11 protein-coding genes are annotated in these 14,162 nt (G+C 55.6%); 2 read left to right on the top strand and 9 right to left on the bottom strand.

What is annotated here, in order from left to right:
- Positions 1 to 13 precede the first annotated feature (13 nt).
- Both rpoC and dcuB read left to right on the top strand, forming a co-directional pair.
- The gene (rpoC, locus tag MC50_RS09675) at positions 14 to 4,237 is read left to right on the top strand and encodes a DNA-directed RNA polymerase subunit beta' (protein ID WP_015585387.1); all 4,224 of its coding nucleotides are present in this window, start codon (positions 14 to 16) and stop codon (positions 4,235 to 4,237) included.
- Between the two features lie 413 nt (positions 4,238 to 4,650).
- Entirely contained in the window at positions 4,651 to 5,991 is a 1,341-nt protein-coding gene (gene dcuB / locus MC50_RS09680; protein ID WP_032695575.1) for an anaerobic C4-dicarboxylate transporter DcuB, read from the top strand.
- Between the two features lie 49 nt (positions 5,992 to 6,040).
- Here dcuB and MC50_RS09685 read toward each other — a convergent pair whose 3' ends face one another.
- From MC50_RS09685 to thiC, 9 genes are all read right to left on the bottom strand, one after another.
- On the bottom strand, positions 6,041 to 6,349 hold the full coding sequence (locus MC50_RS09685; protein WP_004118423.1) for a PTS lactose/cellobiose transporter subunit IIA: 309 nt from the start codon (positions 6,347 to 6,349) through the stop codon (positions 6,041 to 6,043).
- 3 nt (positions 6,350 to 6,352) lie between these two features.
- Positions 6,353 to 6,658, bottom strand: a complete 306-nt coding sequence (locus tag MC50_RS09690) for a PTS sugar transporter subunit IIB (protein ID WP_004118425.1) — start codon at positions 6,656 to 6,658, stop codon at positions 6,353 to 6,355.
- A 172-nt stretch (positions 6,659 to 6,830) separates the two neighbouring features.
- Positions 6,831 to 8,363: a sensor domain-containing diguanylate cyclase gene (locus MC50_RS09695; protein WP_032690002.1), complete on the bottom strand. Its 1,533-nt coding sequence runs from the start codon at positions 8,361 to 8,363 to the stop codon at positions 6,831 to 6,833.
- Between the two features lie 308 nt (positions 8,364 to 8,671).
- Positions 8,672 to 9,805 (bottom strand): 2-iminoacetate synthase ThiH, encoded by a 1,134-nt coding sequence (gene thiH / locus MC50_RS09700; protein WP_032695574.1) that lies wholly within the window; start codon positions 9,803 to 9,805, stop codon positions 8,672 to 8,674.
- Positions 9,802 to 10,572 (bottom strand): thiazole synthase, encoded by a 771-nt coding sequence (thiG, locus tag MC50_RS09705; RefSeq protein WP_032689999.1) that lies wholly within the window; start codon positions 10,570 to 10,572, stop codon positions 9,802 to 9,804. Before thiG ends, thiH begins: the two co-directional genes overlap by 4 nt.
- A 1-nt stretch (position 10,573) precedes the next feature.
- Positions 10,574 to 10,774, bottom strand: coding sequence for a sulfur carrier protein ThiS (gene thiS / locus MC50_RS09710; protein WP_032689998.1), 201 nt, complete (start codon positions 10,772 to 10,774; stop codon positions 10,574 to 10,576).
- Complete coding sequence (locus tag MC50_RS09715; RefSeq protein WP_047663737.1) at positions 10,758 to 11,513, bottom strand: HesA/MoeB/ThiF family protein; 756 nt, start codon at positions 11,511 to 11,513, stop codon at positions 10,758 to 10,760. The genes thiS and MC50_RS09715 overlap by 17 nt, the downstream gene beginning before the upstream one ends.
- The gene (gene thiE, locus MC50_RS09720; protein WP_047663739.1) at positions 11,506 to 12,141 is read right to left on the bottom strand and encodes a thiamine phosphate synthase; all 636 of its coding nucleotides are present in this window, start codon (positions 12,139 to 12,141) and stop codon (positions 11,506 to 11,508) included. The genes MC50_RS09715 and thiE overlap by 8 nt, the downstream gene beginning before the upstream one ends.
- Positions 12,141 to 14,036: a phosphomethylpyrimidine synthase ThiC gene (gene thiC / locus MC50_RS09725; RefSeq protein ID WP_032689994.1), complete on the bottom strand. Its 1,896-nt coding sequence runs from the start codon at positions 14,034 to 14,036 to the stop codon at positions 12,141 to 12,143. The genes thiE and thiC overlap by 1 nt, the downstream gene beginning before the upstream one ends.
- Positions 14,037 to 14,162 lie beyond the last annotated feature (126 nt).

Raw genomic sequence — 14,162 nt, forward strand, 5'->3', positions numbered from 1 at the left:
CGGGAGCAAATCCGTGAAAGACTTATTAAAGTTTCTGAAAGCGCAAACTAAAACCGAAGAGTTTGATGCGATCAAAATTGCTCTGGCATCGCCAGACATGATCCGTTCATGGTCTTTTGGTGAAGTTAAAAAGCCGGAAACCATTAACTACCGTACGTTCAAACCAGAGCGTGACGGCCTTTTCTGCGCCCGTATCTTTGGGCCAGTAAAAGATTACGAGTGCCTGTGCGGTAAGTACAAGCGCCTGAAACACCGTGGTGTTATCTGTGAGAAGTGCGGCGTTGAAGTGACCCAGACCAAAGTGCGTCGTGAGCGCATGGGCCACATCGAACTGGCCTCTCCGACCGCCCACATTTGGTTCCTGAAATCGCTGCCGTCCCGTATCGGCCTGCTGCTGGATATGCCGCTGCGCGATATCGAACGTGTTCTGTACTTCGAATCCTATGTGGTTATCGAAGGCGGGATGACCAACCTGGAACGTAATCAGATCCTGACTGAAGAGCAGTATCTGGATGCGCTGGAAGAGTTTGGTGACGAATTCGATGCGAAGATGGGTGCGGAAGCTATTCAGGCCCTGCTGAAAAGCATGGATCTGGAGCAAGAGTGCGAGCAGCTGCGTGAAGAGCTGAACGAAACTAACTCCGAAACCAAACGTAAAAAGCTGACCAAGCGTATCAAGCTGCTGGAAGCGTTTGTTCAGTCTGGCAACAAGCCGGAGTGGATGATCCTGACCGTTCTGCCGGTTCTGCCGCCAGATCTGCGTCCGCTGGTACCGCTGGATGGTGGTCGTTTCGCGACTTCTGACCTGAACGATCTGTATCGTCGCGTCATTAACCGTAACAACCGTCTGAAACGTCTGCTGGATCTGGCTGCGCCGGATATCATCGTACGCAACGAAAAACGTATGCTGCAGGAAGCGGTTGATGCCCTGCTGGATAACGGTCGTCGCGGTCGTGCGATCACCGGTTCTAACAAGCGTCCTCTGAAATCTTTGGCCGACATGATCAAAGGTAAGCAGGGTCGTTTCCGTCAGAACCTGCTCGGTAAGCGTGTTGACTACTCCGGTCGTTCTGTTATCACCGTAGGTCCATACCTGCGTCTGCATCAGTGCGGTCTGCCGAAGAAAATGGCGCTGGAGCTGTTCAAACCGTTCATTTACGGCAAGCTGGAACTGCGTGGCCTGGCCACCACCATCAAAGCCGCGAAGAAAATGGTTGAGCGTGAAGAAGCTGTGGTCTGGGATATCCTGGACGAAGTTATCCGCGAACACCCGGTACTGCTGAACCGTGCACCAACACTGCACCGTCTGGGTATCCAGGCATTTGAACCGGTACTGATCGAAGGTAAAGCTATCCAGCTGCACCCGCTGGTTTGTGCGGCATATAACGCCGACTTCGATGGTGACCAGATGGCTGTTCACGTACCGCTGACGCTGGAAGCCCAGCTGGAAGCGCGTGCGCTGATGATGTCTACCAACAACATCCTGTCCCCGGCGAACGGCGAGCCAATCATCGTTCCGTCTCAGGACGTTGTACTGGGTCTGTACTACATGACCCGTGACTGTGTTAACGCCAAAGGCGAAGGCATGGTGCTGACTGGCCCGAAAGAAGCGGAGCGTATTTATCGCGCCGGTCTGGCCTCTCTGCATGCGCGCGTTAAAGTGCGTATCACCGAATACGAAAAAGATGAAAACGGCCAGTTCGTTGCGAAAACCAGCCTGAAAGACACGACCGTTGGCCGTGCGATTCTGTGGATGATCGTGCCGAAAGGTCTGCCGTTCTCTATCGTGAACCAGGCGCTGGGTAAGAAAGCCATCTCTAAGATGCTGAATACCTGCTACCGTATTCTGGGCCTGAAACCGACCGTTATTTTTGCGGACCAGACGATGTACACCGGCTTTGCTTATGCAGCGCGTTCAGGTGCATCCGTTGGTATCGATGACATGGTCATCCCGGAGAAAAAACACGAGATCATCAGCGAAGCGGAAGCTGAAGTTGCTGAGATCCAGGAACAGTTCCAGTCCGGTCTGGTTACCGCGGGCGAACGCTACAACAAAGTTATCGATATCTGGGCTGCGGCGAACGATCGTGTATCCAAAGCGATGATGGATAACCTGCAAACCGAAACCGTGATTAACCGTGACGGCGTCGAAGAGCAGCAGGTTTCCTTCAACAGCATCTACATGATGGCCGACTCCGGTGCGCGTGGTTCTGCGGCACAGATTCGTCAGCTGGCGGGTATGCGTGGTCTGATGGCGAAGCCGGATGGCTCCATCATCGAAACGCCAATCACCGCGAACTTCCGTGAAGGTCTGAACGTACTCCAGTACTTCATCTCTACTCACGGTGCGCGTAAAGGTCTGGCGGATACCGCACTGAAAACAGCGAACTCCGGTTACCTGACCCGTCGTCTGGTTGACGTTGCCCAGGACCTGGTCGTTACTGAAGATGACTGTGGTACCCTGGAAGGCATCACCATGACCCCGGTTATCGAGGGTGGCGATGTTAAAGAGCCGCTGCGCGATCGCGTACTGGGTCGTGTGACCGCTGAAGACGTTCTGAAGCCGGGTACCGCGGACATTCTGGTTCCACGCAACACGCTGCTGCACGAGCACTGGTGTGACCTGCTGGAAGAGAACTCCGTTGACTCCGTCAAAGTGCGTTCCGTTGTATCCTGTGACACCGACTTTGGTGTATGTGCGCACTGCTACGGTCGTGACCTGGCGCGTGGCCACATCATCAACAAGGGTGAAGCAATCGGCGTTATCGCGGCACAGTCCATCGGTGAACCGGGTACACAGCTGACGATGCGTACGTTCCACATCGGTGGTGCGGCATCTCGTGCGGCTGCTGAATCCAGCATTCAGGTGAAAAACAAGGGTAGCATCAAGCTGTCTAACGCCAAGTCGGTTGTTAACTCCGCTGGCAAGCTGGTTGTGACCTCTCGTAACACCGAGCTGAAGCTGATCGACGAATTCGGTCGTACTAAAGAAAGCTATAAAGTGCCTTACGGTGCTGTGATGGCGAAAGGCGATGGCGAGCAGGTTGCCGGCGGTGAAACCGTGGCAAACTGGGATCCGCACACCATGCCGGTTATCTCTGAAGTCAGTGGTTTCATCCGCTTTACTGACATGATTGACGGCCAGACCATTACCCGTCAGACCGACGAATTAACCGGCCTGTCATCCTTGGTTGTTCTGGATTCTGCAGAACGTACCGCGGGCGGTAAAGATCTGCGTCCAGCGCTGAAAATTGTTGATGCGCAGGGCAACGACGTTCTGATCCCAGGCACCGATATGCCTGCTCAGTACTTCCTGCCGGGCAAAGCGATTGTACAGCTGGAAGATGGCGTACAGATCAGTGCGGGTGACGCTCTGGCGCGTATTCCTCAGGAATCCAGTGGTACCAAGGACATCACCGGTGGTCTGCCGCGCGTTGCGGATCTGTTCGAAGCACGTCGTCCGAAAGAGCCGGCTATCCTGGCGGAAATCAGCGGTATCATTTCCTTCGGTAAAGAAACCAAAGGCAAACGTCGTCTGGTTATCACTCCGTTAGACGGCAGCGATCCGTACGAAGAGATGATTCCGAAATGGCGTCAGCTGAACGTGTTCGAAGGTGAACGTGTAGAACGTGGTGATGTGGTTTCCGACGGTCCGGAAGCACCGCACGACATTCTGCGTCTTCGTGGCGTACACGCGGTAACGCGTTATATCACCAACGAAGTACAGGACGTTTACCGTCTGCAAGGCGTTAAGATTAACGATAAACACATCGAAGTTATCGTTCGTCAGATGCTGCGTAAAGCGACCATCGAAAGCGCCGGTAGCTCCGACTTCCTGGAAGGCGAACAGGTTGAATACTCCCGCGTCAAGATTGCTAACCGCGATCTGGAAGCGAACGGCAAAGTGGCGGCGACTTACTCCCGCGACCTGCTGGGTATCACCAAAGCGTCTCTGGCAACCGAGTCGTTCATCTCTGCCGCATCGTTCCAGGAGACCACGCGTGTCCTGACCGAAGCAGCCGTTGCGGGTAAACGCGACGAACTGCGCGGCCTGAAAGAGAACGTTATCGTCGGTCGTCTGATCCCGGCGGGTACCGGCTATGCGTACCACCAGGATCGTATGCGCCGCCGCGCCGCGGGCGAACAGCCTGCAGCACCTCAGGTGAGCGTGGAAGAAGCTTCTGCTAACCTGGCAGAACTGCTGAACGCAGGCCTGGGCGGTTCCGACAACGATTAATCGTTGACGCTACGCTTAAAAAGCCAGTCAGGTCTCCTGACTGGCTTTTTTATTATCCCGGTATGGCGCCACGATAATATCCGCTTCTGCCCTCTCATAATGAATTACATTCCATTAATATTTCCCCCTCAATTAAGCAGCAAACAATTCATATAAAAGTCGACTGGCTGTTTTTTCTTAATACCCACACTTATTGATGGGTAAAAATTCTACACGTATCAAAAAATCAGCAAATCAAAGGCGATATAGTCAAAAAGTCCAATTAATCATGTGATTACTTTTTCTTTTATCTTCGGTTTGATGACGCCGAGGAGGGCGGTTTATACCCGTAAAAAGCGATGGGGGAGATGGCTAAATAATACGGCAGCGGAAGATAAGTCTTTTGATTTTCATAGCCAGGGGCTGGGGGATGCATGGAATTCGCAATACAACTCATCATTATCTTAATTTGTCTCTTTTATGGTGCCAGAAAAGGCGGTATCGCACTGGGTCTTTTAGGCGGTATCGGGCTGGTTATTTTAGTCTTTGTCTTTCATCTTCAGCCGGGCAAGCCGCCGGTTGATGTGATGCTGGTGATTATTGCGGTTGTTGCCGCCTCGGCGACGCTTCAGGCTTCCGGCGGGTTAGATGTGATGCTGCAGATTGCAGAGAAACTTCTGCGGCGCAATCCAAAATATGTCTCCATCGTGGCTCCCTTCGTCACCTGTACGCTGACCATTCTTTGCGGCACTGGCCACGTGGTTTATACAATTCTGCCGATTATTTATGACGTCGCTATCAAGAACAATATTCGCCCCGAGCGCCCGATGGCGGCAAGCTCCATTGGCGCACAGATGGGGATTATCGCCAGCCCGGTGTCCGTAGCGGTGGTGTCCCTGGTGGCGATGCTGGGCAACTTTACCTTCAACGGTAAGCACCTCGAATTCCTCGATCTGCTGGCGATTACCATTCCCTCTACGCTACTGGGGATTCTGGCAATCGGTATTTTTAGCTGGTTTCGCGGTAAAGACTTAGATAAAGACGAAGCGTTTCAGGCTTTCATCTCAACGCCGGAAAACCGTCATTATGTTTATGGCGATACGGCAACGCTGCTGGACAGAAAACTGCCGACCAGTAACTGGGTCGCTATGTGGATCTTCCTGGCGTCGATTGCCGTGGTTGCCGTTCTGGGGGCCTTCTCCGAACTGCGTCCGGCATTCAACGGCAAGCCGCTGTCGATGGTCCTGGTGATTCAGATGTTCATGCTGCTCTCCGGCGCACTTATCATCATCATTACCAAAACTAACCCGGCGTCGATTTCTAAGAATGAGGTTTTCCGCTCGGGGATGATCGCCATTGTGGCGGTATACGGTATCGCCTGGATGGCGGAAACGATGTTCGGCGCGCACATGACGGAGATTAAAGGCGTGCTCGGCGAAATGGTGAAGGAGTATCCGTGGGCCTATGCCATCGTACTGCTGCTGGTCTCCAAATTTGTCAATTCCCAGGCCGCAGCACTGGCGGCGATTGTCCCGGTGGCGCTGGCGATTGGCGTCGATCCGGCCTACATCGTCGCCTCCGCGCCAGCCTGCTACGGCTATTATATTCTGCCAACCTACCCGAGCGACCTGGCGGCGATTCAGTTCGATCGCTCAGGGACGACGCATATCGGCCGTTTTGTGATTAACCATAGTTTTATTCTACCGGGGCTCATTGGCGTCAGCGTTTCGTGCGTGTTTGGCTGGGTCTTCGCCGCGCTTTACGGCTTCTTATAATAAAAAAGCAGGTGCCTGAAGGGCACCTGCTATTCACTGCGTTTATTGACTACGCGGTGCGACGATACAGTTCAATCATATCGGTTGCCAGATCCTGTATCACCATGGCATTCATCAGATGATCCTGGGAGTGAACGGTAATCAGGTTCACCGGCAGCTTACCTGTGCCTTCATCCAGGCCGATGAGCTGGGTCTGGATTTTATGCGCGTGCTTCACAAACTCATGTGATTCTGCCATTGCCTGCTCAGAAGCCGCAAAATCACCTTTGCGGGCCAGCTGCAGAGCCGTTAATGCTGAACTGCGGGCAGAACCAGCATTCACCAACAGCTCCATAATGATCGTTTCTAAATCTTCCATGACTTACTCCATCAACTTCAGGGCTTTGTCGAGAACAGCATCGCCTTTCATCATGCCGTAGTCCATCATATCGATAACGGCGACTTTTTTACCAAACGGGTCGGCCAGCGCCTGGAGTTTAGCTTGCTCGTACTTCACCTGCGGACCGAGCAGGATAATATCGGCAGTAGCAAGGTTATCTTTAAACTCGGCAACCGGTACGGCTTTGATGGAGACTTCCACACCTTTTTGTTGTGCAGCAGCCTGCATGCGTTGAACCAGCATGCTGGTGGACATTCCAGCGGCGCAGCATAAAACGATATTCTTCATAGTAGATGGCCCTTATGTTCCCTTGATGCATCATCTTTATCGCGGGCCGACAGACACGACAACCGCTTTGCCGTGATTGTGTGTAAGGCATCACAAAATAATGAAACCGGTTTCGGTTTTGGGGTTGAAAACAGTAAAATCCGGGCTGACGGGCCTGCGGATGCAGGCGGTTTTAAGCGCGGACGATACGGTTTTTTCCCTGCTGCTTGGCTTTATAAAGCGCTTCATCGACGCTCACCACTAGCTGCTCCAGAGGCTCCATATTCCATTCTCCCAGGCCCGCGCTGAAGGTTACCGTCAGTCCTTCTTCACGCCAGGTGCGTTGGGCAATGTTAAGTCGCCAGCTTTCCAGTATCGCCGGCGCATTGGCAATATGCTCGCCGGTGAAAATCACGGCAAACTCTTCGCCGCCATAGCGGTAGAGTGAAATTTGCAGGGGCTGGAAGATCTGCAGCCCTTCCCGGGCGACATTGCGCAGAACGATATCGCCATTGAGGTGACCCCAGGTGTCGTTTATCGTCTTGAAGTTATCAATATCAACCAGCGCAAGAGAGAAAGGCTGGTGATCGTTCATCAGCGCGGCGATATCGCTGTCGAAGGCGCGGCGGTTTTTACAGCCGGTGAGCGCATCGATGGTAGCCTGGCGGACATAGATCAGTTCGCGCTGTTTATTACTTTCGATGGCTTTACTCAGCATCGCTTCCAGCCGCGGAGCACGGTTGACGTCGCCGGTTTTAATCGCGTTGATGATATTCATCAGCACCGTGTGCGACGCATGGCGCAGGTAGAGGCCAAAGAGAATAATCACAATGGCGGCCAGGGCAAACCCCCAAAGCACAATATCGGTTTCATAGCGGGTTAAATCGACCAGCGTGGTGTTATCAACGCGGTAGATGACAAACCAGTCTGGATTGGTGAACGAATAATAGTAATACCAGATGCCATTTTTCTCGTCATACAGCTGACCCTCGGCGCTGGTCATTTTGTCCATGAGATCGTCGCGGACATAGGGTTTAAAAAGCGCGCCGGTATCCGGATGAAGTACGACTTTCCCGTCGCGCTGCACGACGAAAAACTCGCCCTGAACAGGGGCAACCATCTGGCGCAAAGCGTATCCCATTGACGTCAGATCCAGATGAAATGCGAGGCTGCCTTTGAGCCGGCCTTCCGGTGAGATGACCGGTTTGTAGAGCGTAATGGTGGGATGCTGTGTAAAGAAATCCAGATAGGGACTGGTATAGTGGCTGAAAGTACTGGCTTCCGCCTGTTTGATAAACCAAGGTCTGGACTTCGGATCGAAGGCGCGGCTGTTATCATTTTCCAGCACCTCAGGTGCCCGGAGGTAATGGCCCTGGGTATCCGCCAGCGAAATAGAAGAGACGGTTGGCATCAGCTCCTGCAGCTGCATTAATTCCTGCAACCCACTTTGCGGGTCTATATTAATGGCCTGATTTAACTTGTCGTTTTTCGCAAAGAACTTGGTTGCTCTGGCGAGGATATAATCATTTCCACGCAGCAGAGATTCCGTATAGTTAACGGCCAGGTTATGGGTGAAATTGCGATTAACGTGGTGATAGTCCTCAAGGAAGTTCTGTCTCTGCGTCGTGGTGACGAATACGGCGATCAGCAAAAAGCTGAGTAAAATCCCTGTAAAACCAATAAGAATTGGCATGGTAAAAGAGAGCTTTCTACTGTGACGAGCCATGTGTTTTAAATCGTTCCAGAAGGTTTTTTCCATGGGAAGAAGCGCAGGATTAGTCGCAATGCCTGGCAAGCGAATCAGATGTTGCCTGGTTAATTATAACTGTGGCCAGCGGGAGGATGGGATTTATCTTCGATCGTGATGGCTATCAATGCGATGGAGCAGGGCGAAAGTGAGGAAGAGATATCATTCGCCCTGGACAGCATCCACTGCTGACCAGGGCAGAATAGAGAAACGGAAAGATGACCACCATCGCCCGTTTCTCTTATTGCGATCGTCCACGAAGAACGTTTAAGGCGTTACATTCCTCATCATGATGACCGGGAAGCGCGTCCCAGCCAGCTATCCCAGTCTTTCCATACCGGCTGCAGTCCGTTGGCTACCAGCGCGCTGGCGACCTCTTCCGGGCGACGGTCATCGTGAGGCGCGAACTGCTCCAGCTCCGGGTGGTTATCGGCATACCCGCCGGGCTGGGTTTTCGAAAATGCGCTGACGTTGTTGATGGCCAGCGGGATAACCCGATCGCGGAACCAGGGGGATTCACGGGTGGAGAGCGAGAGCTCCACTTCCGGGGCCAGCAGACGGAAGGCGCAAATGGTTTGCACCAGCTGCCGTTCATCCATTAATGAGGCAGGCTCGATACCCCCGGCGCAAGGGCGTAGTCGCGGAAAGGAGATGGAGTAGCGGCTGCGCCAGTAGCGTTGCTGGAGCCACAGCAGATGTTCCGCCACCATAAAGCAATCCACGCGCCAGCTGTCGGAGAGGCCAATTAATGCGCCAAGGCCAATCTTATCAATCCCCGCCTGTCCAAGCCTGTCCGGCGTATCCAGCCGCCAGAAGAAATCCTGCTTTTTGCCTTTCAGATGATGTTTCGCATACATGCTTTCATGATAGGTCTCCTGATAGACCATCACGCCGTCCAACCCGAGGGTTTTCAGCTCGGCGTACTCCTCCATCGCCAGCGGCTGGACCTCCATATGCAGCGAGGCGAACTGGCGGCGAATTGCGGGCAGATGCTGGCGAAAATAGTCCATGCCGACTTTGCCCTGATGTTCGCCGGTCACCAGCAGCAGATGCTCAAAGCCCATTTCGCGGATCGCCGTGCATTCACGGGCAATTTCCGCCTCATCCAGGGTCTTGCGCTTGATGCGGTTACTCATTGAGAAACCGCAGTAGGTACAATCGTTGGCGCACAGATTAGAGAGATACAGCGGGACATAAAAGCTGACGGTATTCCCAAAGCGCTGGCGCGTCAGGCGCTGCGCGCGCTGCGCCAGAGGCTCCAGATAACCCGCGGCGGCAGGAGAGAGCAGGGCCATCATATCGTCACGGCTGAGCTGTTTTGCCGCCAGGGCACGTTCTACGTCGGCGGGGGTTTTACTGTTGATACGCAGGCGAATGTCGTCCCACTCCAGCTGCCGCCAGCGGTCAGTGAAGGTCTTCATACCAGCGCCTCCAGAAAGCCGGTCAGTGGGCTGGTGGCCTGCGCCTGAGCGCTGCGCGCCCCCGGGCCAGCCTGTCGCGCCAGCAATCCGGCATCAATCGCCAGGCGGAAAGCGCGGGCCATGGTGACCGGGTCGTCGGCAACGGCGATGGCGGTATTCACCAGTACCGCGTCAGCGCCCATTTCCAGCGCCTGAGCCGCATGGCTTGGCACGCCAATACCGGCATCAACCACCACAGGTACCGTGGCCTGCTCGATAATAATTTCCAGCATCGCTTTGGTTTCCAGCCCCTGGTTGGAACCGATCGGCGCGCCGAGCGGCATCACCGCCGCGCAGCCCGCTTCTTCCAGACGCTTGCACAGTACCGGATCGGCGCCGCAGTAGGGCAGCACGACGAAGCCTTCCCGTACCAGAATTTCTGCGGCTTTCAGCGTTTCAATCGGATCGGGGAGCAGCCAGCGCGCGTCCGGGTGGATTTCCAGTTTCAGCCAGTGGGTACCCAGCGCCTCCCGCGCCAGACGCGCGGCAAATACGGCTTCTTCTGCCGTTTTGGCCCCGGAGGTATTGGGCAGCAGGCTCACGCCAGCCGCCAGCAGCGGCGCGAGGATAGCGTCATTATGCTGACGGAGATCGACGCGTTTCATCGCCAGCGTCACCAGCTGACTGCCGGAGGCGCGAATGGCCTCCACCATGACGTCGGGGGCGGCGAATTTACCGGTACCGGTGAAAAGATGTGATTCAAATGTTTTATCCGCAATACGTAACATGTCAGCCTCCGGCGATAACCTGAAAAAGCAGGATTTGGTCGCCTTCCTGCAGAAGATGGTGATCCCACCGCTCGCGCGGCAGGATGTGTTGATTGAGCGCCAGCGCGACGCCCGGCTGCTGCTGTTCCAGTTGAGTGAGCAGAGCGGCGACGGATGTCGCTTCGGCGCACTGCAACGGTTCATCGTTAAACCACACCTGCATGCTGCCCTCCACATACCGGGCAACCCTGAGCCCGCTGTAATACAAGCGCGCGCCAGCTGCTGGTGCGGGCATCGAACAACCGCAAAGTATTACGCGGCGTCGCCATACCGCTGAGCAACTTGATAGCCTCCAGCGCCTGCAGGGTGCCCATCATGCCGACCACCGGGCCGATAATGCCCGCCGTACGACAGTTGCGTTCGGGCTCGTGAGTGTCCGGCCACAGGCAGCGATAGCAGCCCTGTTCCCACGGCGGCGTCAGTACCATCAGTTGGCCTCCCAGCCCGACGGCGCTGGCGGTAATCAGTGGTGTTGCCAGTGCGACGCAGGCGGCATTGATCGCCTGGCGGGTCACCATGTTATCGGTGCAATCCAGTACCACATCGGCTTTCGCCACTTCATCCAGCAGGGCCTTTCCGCCTAACCGCTGCTTCAGTGCAATCAGCTCAATCTGCGGGTTGAGACGAGCCAGCCTTGCTCTGGCGGCCGTGGTTTTGGGTTGCGCGATATCATCGCTGGTGAACAGAATTTGCCGCTGTAGGTTGCTGACGTGCACGTCGTCATCGTCGGCCAGCACCAGCGTGCCGACACCGGCGCCAGCCAGATACAGCGCAGCAGGCGAGCCCAGCCCGCCGAGACCGACGATCAATACCCGGCTGGCCAGCAGCTTTTGCTGGCCTTCGATGGCGATATCCTCCAGCAGCAGCTGGCGGCTATAGCGCATAAAATCGCTGTCATTCATCGCCTGCTCCTGCGATTTCCAGCAGCTGGGCGGCGGCCTGTTGCCAGTCTGCCGCCTGGGTAATCGCGCTGACGACCGCAATACTGCCGACGCCGGTGTCCAGCACCGCCGGCGCGCGCGCCAGGCTGATGCCGCCGATCGCCACCGTCGGGTAATCCCGCAGGCGCTGGATATGTTGAGCGAGCTGCGTCAGTCCCTGAGGGGCGGAAGGCATCTGTTTGGTTTGCGTAGGAAAAACGTGGCCCAGGGCGATATAGGAGGGGCGTGCGGCCAACGCAACGTCGATCTCCATATCGTCATGGGTCGAGACCCCAAGACGCAGGCCGGCGTGGCGAATGGCGCTGAGGTCTGTGGTTTCCAGATCCTCCTGGCCTAAATGCACGCCGTAAGCCTGATGTTTGATGGCCAGCTGCCAGTAGTCGTTGATAAACAGCCGGGCATGATATTGACGACCAAGCGCGATAGCGGCGATCACATCGTCCTCAACGTCGCTGTCGCGCTTATCTTTGATGCGCAGCTGAAGGGTACGCACGCCGGCTTTCAGCAGGCGCTCAATCCATACCACGCTATCAACAACCGGATAGAGGCCTAAACGGAACGGGACGGGAGGAAAATCGGGTTGATACATCAGGCTTGCTCCTTACGTAAATAGATCTCACCGCCAAGAGCGCGGAAATCCTGGGATTTATCGGCCATACCGGCTGCGATATGCTGCCGGGCGGCATAATCGCGGACCTCCTGGGTGATTTTCATTGAACAGAATTTAGGCCCGCACATGGAGCAGAAGTGGGCGACTTTGCCGGACTCCTGCGGCAGCGTTTCATCGTGATAGGCGCGGGCGGTGAACGGGTCGAGCGCGAGGTTAAACTGGTCTTCCCAGCGGAATTCAAACCGCGCTTTGGACATGGCGTTGTCGCGGATCTGCGCTCCGGGGTGCCCTTTGGCGAGGTCAGCGGCATGGGCGGCGATTTTGTAGGTGATCAATCCTTGCTTCACGTCCTCTTTATTGGGCAGGCCGAGATGCTCTTTCGGCGTGACGTAGCAGAGCATGGCGCAGCCGAACCAGCCGATCATCGCCGCGCCGATACCGGAGGTGAAGTGGTCATAGCCGGGAGCGATATCGGTGGTTAATGGCCCAAGCGTGTAGAACGGCGCTTCGTGGCAGTGGGTCAGCTCTTCAGTCATATTGCGGCGGATCATCTGCATGGGTACATGGCCTGGACCTTCGATCATGACCTGCACATCATATTCCCAGGCGATTTTTGTCAGCTCCCCCAGGGTGTGCAGCTCGGCGAACTGCGCTTCGTCGTTGGCATCCTGAATGGAACCCGGGCGCAGGCCATCGCCTAAGGAGAGCGAGACATCATAGGCGGCGCAGATTTCGCAGATTTCGCGAAAATGCTGGTAGAGGAAGTTTTCCTGATGATGGGACAGGCACCACTTCGCCATGATCGACCCGCCGCGGGAGACGATGCCGGTCAGCCGTCCGGCGGTCATCGGCACGTAGCGCAGCAGGACGCCGGCATGGATGGTGAAATAGTCAACGCCTTGTTCTGCCTGCTCCAGCAGGGTGTCGCGAAAGGCTTCCCAGGTGAGGTTTTCGGCGATACCGTTCACCTTCTCCAGCGCCTGGTAGATGGGGACGGTACCGATAGGGACCGGGCTGTTGCGCAGGATCCACTCGCGGGTTTCGTGAATATAACGTCCGGTGGACAAATCCATGACCGTGTCAGCGCCCCAGCGTGTCGACCACACCAGTTTTTCTACCTCCTCTTCGATGGAGGAGGTGACCGCCGAGTTACCGATGTTGGCGTTGACCTTCACCAGAAAATTGCGGCCGATAATCATCGGTTCCGACTCAGGATGGTTGATATTTGCTGGAATGATTGCGCGACCGGCGGCGACTTCATCACGGACGAACTCCGCGGAGATATTCTCCGGCAGGCGGGCGCCAAAACCTTCGCCCGGATGCTGGTGGCGCAGCACCTCGCTGCGAATGCGCTCGCGGCCCATATTTTCCCGGATAGCGATAAACGCCATCTCCGGCGTGACGATGCCCTGACGTGCGTAGTGGAGTTGCGTGACGCATTTGCCTGATTTTGCGCGTTTGGGGGCCAGCGAGCCGCTAAAGCGCAGCGCATCCAGCTCCTCATCGGCCAGACGCGCTTTGGTGTAGAGGGAGCTGCGTTCGCGTAGCGGCTCGCAATCGTGGCGAGCGTCAATCCACGGCTGACGCAGCTTCGCCAGTCCCTGCCGGACGTCGATGGCGATATCAGGATCGCCATAGGGGCCGGAGGTGTCATACACCGGTATGGCTTCGTTCTCTTCATACTGCGGGTTGATTTTGTCGCCGCCGATCGGCGTGGGGCTGAGCTGGATTTCGCGCATCGGTACGCGAATATTATCCTGCGCGCCCTGAACATAGATGCGTCGTGAGCGGGGAAAGGCGGTACCTTCCAGAGTGTCAATAAAGTGTTGCGCGCGTTCGCGCTGTTCCCGGCGGGTCGGTTTGCTTGCGGACATAGCTCATTCCAGATAAAGAGGAGATGGCTTGTCAGACGACGGATGGAGTAACAGAGGCGATCGGTCCTGGACGGACGGTCGCGAATAGCAGTTTACTCTTGTTCCCTTCGCAGGTATTAGCCTGAT

The organism is Klebsiella planticola, assembly GCF_000783935.2.
In the GTDB taxonomy this organism is placed as follows: Bacteria; Pseudomonadota; Gammaproteobacteria; order Enterobacterales; family Enterobacteriaceae; genus Klebsiella; species Klebsiella planticola.

Bases quoted from the DNA above. Each gene is read 5' to 3' on its own strand.
- MC50_RS09715 (WP_047663737.1), bottom strand. From the start codon at position 11,513: ATGAATGACAGCGATTTTATGCGCTATAGCCGCCAGCTGCTGCTGGAG.
- thiG (WP_032689999.1), bottom strand. From the start codon at position 10,572: ATGTTACGTATTGCGGATAAAACATTTGAATCACATCTTTTCACCGGT.
- thiE (WP_047663739.1), bottom strand. From the start codon at position 12,141: ATGTATCAACCCGATTTTCCTCCCGTCCCGTTCCGTTTAGGCCTCTAT.
- dcuB (WP_032695575.1), top strand. From the start codon at position 4,651: ATGGAATTCGCAATACAACTCATCATTATCTTAATTTGTCTCTTTTAT.
- MC50_RS09685 (WP_004118423.1), bottom strand. From the start codon at position 6,349: ATGGAAGATTTAGAAACGATCATTATGGAGCTGTTGGTGAATGCTGGT.
- thiC (WP_032689994.1), bottom strand. From the start codon at position 14,036: ATGTCCGCAAGCAAACCGACCCGCCGGGAACAGCGCGAACGCGCGCAA.
- thiH (WP_032695574.1), bottom strand. From the start codon at position 9,805: ATGAAGACCTTCACTGACCGCTGGCGGCAGCTGGAGTGGGACGACATT.
- MC50_RS09695 (WP_032690002.1), bottom strand. From the start codon at position 8,363: ATGGCTCGTCACAGTAGAAAGCTCTCTTTTACCATGCCAATTCTTATT.
- MC50_RS09690 (WP_004118425.1), bottom strand. From the start codon at position 6,658: ATGAAGAATATCGTTTTATGCTGCGCCGCTGGAATGTCCACCAGCATG.
- thiS (WP_032689998.1), bottom strand. From the start codon at position 10,774: ATGCAGGTGTGGTTTAACGATGAACCGTTGCAGTGCGCCGAAGCGACA.